Annotated in this window: 8 protein-coding genes and 1 other RNA gene; 2 read left to right on the forward strand and 7 right to left on the reverse strand. The window is 68.9% G+C overall.

Going from position 1 to position 6425, the window contains the following annotated elements; all coding sequences use genetic code 11:
* The 7 genes from ruvC to TSH20_RS33030 all read right to left on the reverse strand — a co-directional run.
* Window positions 1-500: crossover junction endodeoxyribonuclease RuvC (gene ruvC, locus TSH20_RS33000; RefSeq protein ID WP_109493024.1), on the reverse strand; the 500-nt coding region annotated here is incomplete at its 3' end.
* Between the two features lie 90 nt (window positions 501-590).
* The gene (locus TSH20_RS33005) at window positions 591-1343 is read right to left on the reverse strand and encodes a YebC/PmpR family DNA-binding transcriptional regulator (protein WP_109156246.1); all 753 of its coding nucleotides are present in this window, start codon (window positions 1341-1343) and stop codon (window positions 591-593) included.
* A 172-nt stretch (window positions 1344-1515) separates the two neighbouring features.
* Window positions 1516-2340: a TIGR00282 family metallophosphoesterase gene (locus tag TSH20_RS33010; protein ID WP_109156245.1), complete on the reverse strand. Its 825-nt coding sequence runs from the start codon at window positions 2338-2340 to the stop codon at window positions 1516-1518.
* 22 nt (window positions 2341-2362) lie between these two features.
* On the reverse strand, window positions 2363-2947 hold the full coding sequence (locus TSH20_RS33015; RefSeq protein WP_109156248.1) for a 5-formyltetrahydrofolate cyclo-ligase: 585 nt from the start codon (window positions 2945-2947) through the stop codon (window positions 2363-2365).
* Window positions 2948-2978: 31 nt separating this feature from the next.
* Window positions 2979-3142: non-coding RNA, 6S RNA (ssrS, locus tag TSH20_RS33020), on the reverse strand.
* A 14-nt stretch (window positions 3143-3156) separates the two neighbouring features.
* Window positions 3157-3465, reverse strand: a complete 309-nt coding sequence (locus TSH20_RS33025; RefSeq protein ID WP_109156244.1) for a cell division protein ZapA — start codon at window positions 3463-3465, stop codon at window positions 3157-3159.
* 4 nt (window positions 3466-3469) lie between these two features.
* Entirely contained in the window at window positions 3470-3694 is a 225-nt protein-coding gene (locus TSH20_RS33030) for a hypothetical protein (protein ID WP_085088803.1), read from the reverse strand.
* A gap of 397 nt (window positions 3695-4091) precedes the next feature.
* Between TSH20_RS33030 and tkt the strand changes: the two genes are divergently transcribed.
* Entirely contained in the window at window positions 4092-6086 is a 1995-nt protein-coding gene (gene tkt, locus TSH20_RS33035) for a transketolase (RefSeq protein WP_109156243.1), read from the forward strand.
* A gap of 59 nt (window positions 6087-6145) precedes the next feature.
* Window positions 6146-6425: glyceraldehyde 3-phosphate dehydrogenase NAD-binding domain-containing protein (locus TSH20_RS33040; RefSeq protein WP_282183598.1), on the forward strand; the 280-nt coding region annotated here is incomplete at its 3' end.

Consider the following 6425-nt stretch of genomic DNA (forward strand, 5'->3'; position numbering starts at 1 on the left):
GTGCCCCCCCCCCCCCGCCGCCACATCGTCCAACTGGCGCGATGGTGCGCGTGGCAGATCGCCACGGCCAGCGCGTCGGCGGCGTCCGGCGAGCCGATCTCGCAGCCGGGCAGCAGCAGGCGCACCATCGTCTGGACCTGCGCCTTCTCGGCGCGGCCCTGGCCGACGACGGCCTTCTTGACCATGTTGTTGGCGTATTCCGCCACGGCCAGCCCGGCCTGGGCCGGCACCAACAGGGCCACGGCGCGGGCCTGCCCCAGCTTGAGCGTCGAGACGGCGTTGCTGTTGACGAAGGTCTCCTCCACCGCCGCCTCGTCGGGGCGGTAGCGCTCCACCACCGCCGACAGCGCGTCGTGGAGCTGCACCAGCCGCTCGGCCAGCGGGCAGGAGTCGTCGGAATGCACCGCGCCGTCGGCGACGTGGCTCAGGCGGTTGCCCGCCACGTCGATGATGCCCCAGCCGGTGTGGCGCAGGCCGGGGTCGATCCCCAGCAGCCGCACCGGCGAAGGCACCGTCGCATCAGTCCGTCCGGGCCGTCCGGCGTGGGCAAACACGGCACCCGTACTCCGCTCGCAAGACCAGCGTTCAGCTTAGGCGGTCAGCTTCTGCATCAACTCGTCGGAGATGTCGAAGTTGCCTTCGACCACCTGGACGTCGTCGTTGTCCTCCAGCACGTCCAGCAGCTTCAGCAGGCTGGCCGCGGCATCCTCGGACGGGGCGACGGTGTTCAGCGGACGCCAGGTCAGGCGCGCGCTCTCCGCGCCACCGAACTTGGCCTCCAGCGCATCGCGCACGGCGCCGAAATTCTCCACCGTGGTGGTGACCTCGTGGCCGTTCTCGTCGGATTCGACGTTGTCGGCACCGGCCTCCAGCGCCACCTCGAACACGGCGTCGGCATCCGCCGCGGCGGCCGGGTAATAGATCGCGCCGATGCGGTTGAACATGAAGCTGACCGAGTTGGTCTCGCCCAGGCTGCCGCCATACTTGGTGAAGCTGGAGCGGACTTCCGCGGCGGTGCGGTTGCGGTTGTCGGTCAGCGCCTCGACGATCAGCGCGACGCCGCCGGGGCCATAGCCCTCGTACCGCACCTCTTCATAGTTCGCGTCGTCGCCGCCGCCGGGCGTGCCCTGCTTGATGGCGCGGTCGATGCGGTCGCGCGGCATGTTCTGCGCGCGTCCGGCCAGGATGGCGGCGCGCAGGCGCGGGTTGGCCGCCGGGTCCGGCAGGCCGCTCTTGGCGGCGACGGTGATCTCGCGGGCGAGCTTGTTGAAGATCTTGGACCGCTTGGCGTCCTGCGCGCCCTTGCGGTGCATGATGTTCTTGAACTGGGAATGACCGGCCATGGGTCGAACGAGCCTCGAAACGGAAAATGGTCAATCGGGCGGGGTGAGCGCACGACACATGTAACAGGTCTGCCGCCCCACCGCACCTTTTCGGCGCGGGAGACGACACCCACGGGATTAGAAAGTCAATATGGCGAGATTGCGGCGCGGCCGGGGTCGAGCTGTGAACGCCCTACTGCATCCGTTCCGGCAAAGTCTGGCTCAGCCGCCCGCCGATGCGCAGCGGCTCGATGCGGACCGCCAGCCCGGTGCGGTCGTCGGTCTCCACATAGCAGCCGCAGACGGTGCCCTCCCCTTCCGCCGGGGACAGCCGTTCGGTCGGCAGCTTGCGCACCATCTTGGCCAGCGCCACCTCCTTCTTCATGCCGATGGCGCTGTCGTAATCGCCGCACATGCCGGCGTCCGACTGATAGGCGGTGCCCTTCGGCAGGACCATATGGTCGGCGGTCGGCACATGGCTGTGGGTACCCACCACCAGCGAGGCGCGGCCGTCGCAGAAATGGCCCATGATCATCTTCTCGCTGGTGGCCTCGCCATGCATGTCGACCAGCACGGCATCGACACCACCGGCCCCAAGGCGATGCGCCTTCAGCACCCGGTCCACCGCGGCGAACGGATCGTCCATCGGCTCCATGAACAGGCGCAGCAGCACGTTGATGACCAGCACCTTGCGCCCGCCGCGCGCCTGCAGCAGGACGAATCCGCGGCCCGGCGTGCCCTCCGGGTAGTTCAGCGGGCGGATGATGCGCGGCTGCTGCTCGATGGTGGAAACCAGTTCCTTCTGGTCCCAGGTGTGGTTGCCCAGCGTCACCACGTCGATGCCGGCCTCGAAGAACTCCTCGGCGATCTTGACCGTGACGCCATAGCCGCCGGCGGAATTCTCGCCGTTGACCACGGTCAGGTCGGGGTCCAGCCGTTCGCGCAGCATCGGCATGTGCGCCAGCACCGCCTCGCGCCCGGCCCGGCCCACCACATCGCCGAAGAACAGAATCCGCATCGCCCCAACCTTCCCGAAGAACTTATCTATGAATGCGGAGCGTCTCGCGCTCCGTTACGATCCAGTCCAGCCGCTCGTCATGGCCGTCCACCGGCACCGCCGGCATTTCCTGCGCGGCGAAGGCCACGCCGACCGCGATCACCGCGCCGCCGTCGCGCAGGGCATCCAGCGTCCGGTCGTAATAACCGGCGCCATAGCCCAGCCGGTGGCCGGAGCGGTCGAAGGCCAGCAGCGGCACCAGCAGCAGCGACGGCCGCAGCACCGCGCGCCCCTCCGCCGGCTCCTGGATGCCGTAACGGCCGACCGCCATCGGCGCCTGCGGGTCCCAGTCGCGGAAGACCAGCGCGGTCCCGCGCGGCCCCGACACCGGCAGCCCGACGGAGTGACCAAGTTTCTTAAGATGGAGCAAAGCCGGCCGCGCGTCGAGTTCCGAGCCGAGCGGCCAATATCCCCCGGCGTCGCCGCGCGGCAGATGGCCGCCGCGCGCCAGTTCGGCGATGCGGTCGCGCACGGCAGTCGAGGCGAGGGAACGGTCGGAGTCGGCGATAACGTCGCGCCGGGCGCGCGCCTCGCGTCGGGCGGCGTCCTTGGCTTGCGGATCGGTCATCGCGGACTGCACGGCAAGGGAGAAAAGGGTGGAAGGCGCCGCCTCGGCCGGTGGCCATTTGCCTATCCTCCATGGCCTGCATGAGCAGGTGGGCGCCGTGTACCCGGCCCGATGGGCCGGACAGGGACAGCTCCCTAGAGATCAAGGTTATCGGCCCTGGGGATTATTGCAGCCTGTCGAACCAGGCAGCGGTCCTTCCGTGTACCAATCTAGGCGCGCTCGAGCCGCGCGGCAACCTCTTCGATGCGTTTTGCCACACGATCGAGTTCGCCGACCACCGCGCCCTCGTCCACGGAGGGGGCGATGCCCTTGCCGGACATCACGTCCTGCAGCTCGTCGGCCAGCACCAGACAGGTCATCAGCATCATCTGCGCCTCCGACCCGCTGCGGCCGCCGCCGGTCAGCCGGCGCAGCCGGTCGTCGACATAGGCCGCCAGTTCCCGCAGCCGCGCCTCCTGCCCGTCCTCGCACAGCATGCGATAGAAGCGGCCGTTCACTTCGATGTCGACCTGGGCCATGGCGTCAGCTCTCCAGCACTTGTTGCAGTCGGGCGATGGCGACCTCCAGACGCTGGGACACCGCCTCCGCGGTCGCCTGGGCGGTCGCCCGGTCCGCCCGCGCGGTCTCCAGCGCCTGCGACAAGTCCTGTTCGCGCCGGACCACCCGCTCATCGCGGGCCGTCGCGGCATGTTCCAGCCGGTCCACGGCGCGGCCGAGACGGTCGAGAGCGGCTTTCAGGGAATCCATGGACGTCAACCTCGACCTGTGGGCACGTCATGTTCGCCGGGCATCGGTCCCGCCCCGGCTGTCGCCAAGCCGAGCCGCTGCCATTCAGAGCGCCTAGAGTTGGGCCGGCACGCCGACCTCGTCAACCGTCACGACGGACTCTTCCACCGAATGCCCATACGGAATGCCGGGGCGTGACGGAAGGCCGCAGCGGATGCGACAGTGACGAAACAAAGCCGGACGGGCCGCCTTCCACACGGAAGAGGGGCCTCTGCCATACCATTTCCTACCCCATTCCCATGTTGACCTGCGGACGGCGGTTCTGCATGGTGCGCCCGTTTCGCGGCGCCTTTCAGGGCGACCGCGCAACGTCCGTTGCCGACGCCGCAACCGCGCCCGACTCCGCAGGAAACGCCAGATGTCCGCTGCCTCCGCCCAGCCCTCCCTCCACACGATGGCCAGCGCGATCCGCGCGCTCTCCATGGACGCGGTCGAGGCCGCGAAGTCCGGCCACCCGGGCATGCCGATGGGCATGGCCGACGTCGCCACGGTCCTGTTCACCCAGTACCTGAAGTTCGATCCGAAGAACCCGTCCTGGCCCGACCGCGACCGCTTCGTGCTGTCGGCCGGCCACGGGTCGATGCTGATCTACTCGCTGGCCTATCTGACCGGCTACGAGCGGATGACCATCGACGAGATCAAGCGCTTCCGCCAGCTGGGCAGCCTGACCCCCGGCCACCCGGAAGTCGATCCCAGCCTGGGCATCGAGATGACCACCGGTCCGCTGGGCCAGGGCGTCTCCACCGCCGTCGGCATGGCGCTGGCAGAGCGGATCACCAACGCCCGCTTCGGCGACGAGCTGATCGACCACTACACCTACGTCATCGCCTCGGACGGCGACCTGATGGAGGGCGTCAGCCACGAGGCCTGCTCGCTGGCCGGCCATCTCGGGCTGAACCGCCTGATCGTGCTGTGGGACGACAATCACATCTCCATCGACGGCTCGACCGACCTCAGCTTCACCGACGACACCCAGGCGCGCTTCCGCTCCTACGGCTGGAACACCATCGCCGTCGACGGCCACGACACCGACGCCGTGTCGAAGGCCATCGCCCAGGCCCGGACCTCCACCGACAAGCCGACGCTGATCGCCTGCCGCACCATCATCGGCAAGGGTGCGCCGAACAAGGCCAACACCCACGGCTGCCACGGTTCGCCGCTGGGCGCCGACGAGGTCGCCGCGACCCGCACCGCCATCGGCTGGACCCATGAGCCCTTCGTCGTTCCCGACGAGGTTCTGTCGGCCTGGCGCGCCGCGGGCACCCGCAGCGCCGACGCCTACGCCGCCTGGGCCGGCCGCCGCGCCACCCTGACCGAAGGTGCCGGCAAGGCGTTCGACGAGGCCTTCGGCCGCGGTGTTCCCTCCGCGCTCGCCGACACCATCGTCGCCTTCAAGCAGAAGGTCAGTGCCGAGAAGCCGAGCTGGGCGACCCGCGTCGCCTCCGGCAACACGCTGGAAGTCTTGGTCCCGGCGATCCATGAGCTGATCGGCGGCTCCGCCGACCTGACGCCGTCGAACAACACCAAGGTCAAGAACACCGCCGACGTGAAGGGCAAGGGCGAGTTCGCCGGCCGTTACGTCCGCTACGGCGTGCGCGAGCACGGCATGGCGACGCTGATGAACGGCATGACGCTGCATGGCGGCATCATCCCCTACGGCGGCACCTTCATGCAGTTCGCCGACTATTGCCGTCCGTCGATCCGTCTGGCCGCGCTGATGAAGCAGCGCACGATCTTCGTGATGACCCACGACTCGATCGGCCTCGGCGAGGACGGCCCGACCCACCAGCCGGTCGAGCATCTGGCCGCTCTGCGCGCCATCCCCAACCTGCTGGTCCTGCGCCCGGCCGACGCGGTCGAGACCGCCGAGTGCTGGCAGATCGCGCTGGAGGCCACCGGCAGCCCGTCGGTCCTGGCGCTGACTCGCCAGAACGTGCCGACCCTGCGCACCGAGCACACGGCCGAGAACCTGTCCGCCCGCGGCGCCTACGTCCTGGCCGAGGCCGAGGGCGAGCGCAAGGCGACCATCCTCGCCACCGGTTCGGAAGTGTCGCTGGCGATGGAGGCCCGCAAGGCCCTGCAGGCCCAGGGCATCGGCACCGCCGTTGTGTCTATGCCGAGTTGGGAACTGTTCGAGCGTCAGGACGACGCTTACAAGGCGTCGGTGCTCGGCAACGGCGTGCGCGTCGGTGTCGAGGCGGCGATCCGTCTGGGCTGGGACCGCTGGCTGGGCGCGAACGGCGCCTTCGTCGGCATGGCCGGCTTCGGCGAATCGGCCCCCTACCAGGAACTGTACAAGCACTTCGGCATCACCGCCGAAGCGGTCGTGGACGCCGTAAAGGCGCGTCTCTGAGAGAAGCCGAAGGGGCGTCCAGCAGAATTCGGGCGCCCCATATCCAACTGGAGGAAGTCATGGCTGTACGGGTAGCGATCAACGGTTTTGGCCGCATCGGCCGTCTGGTTCTGCGCGCCATCTACGAGAGCGGCCGCAAGGACGTGGAGGTCGTGGCGATCAACGACCTCGCCGATCTGAAGGCCAATGCGCACCTGCTGAAGTACGACAGCGTCCACGGCCGCTTCCCCGGCACCATCGAGACCGGCGAGGGCGTGCTGATCGTCAACGGCCACTCCATCAAGGTCGTGCAGGAGCGTGACCCGGCCAAGCTGCCGTGGAAGGATCTCGGCGTCGAGA

The sequence above is a fragment of the Azospirillum sp. TSH20 genome (assembly GCF_003115935.1).
Taxonomy (GTDB): domain Bacteria; phylum Pseudomonadota; class Alphaproteobacteria; order Azospirillales; family Azospirillaceae; genus Azospirillum.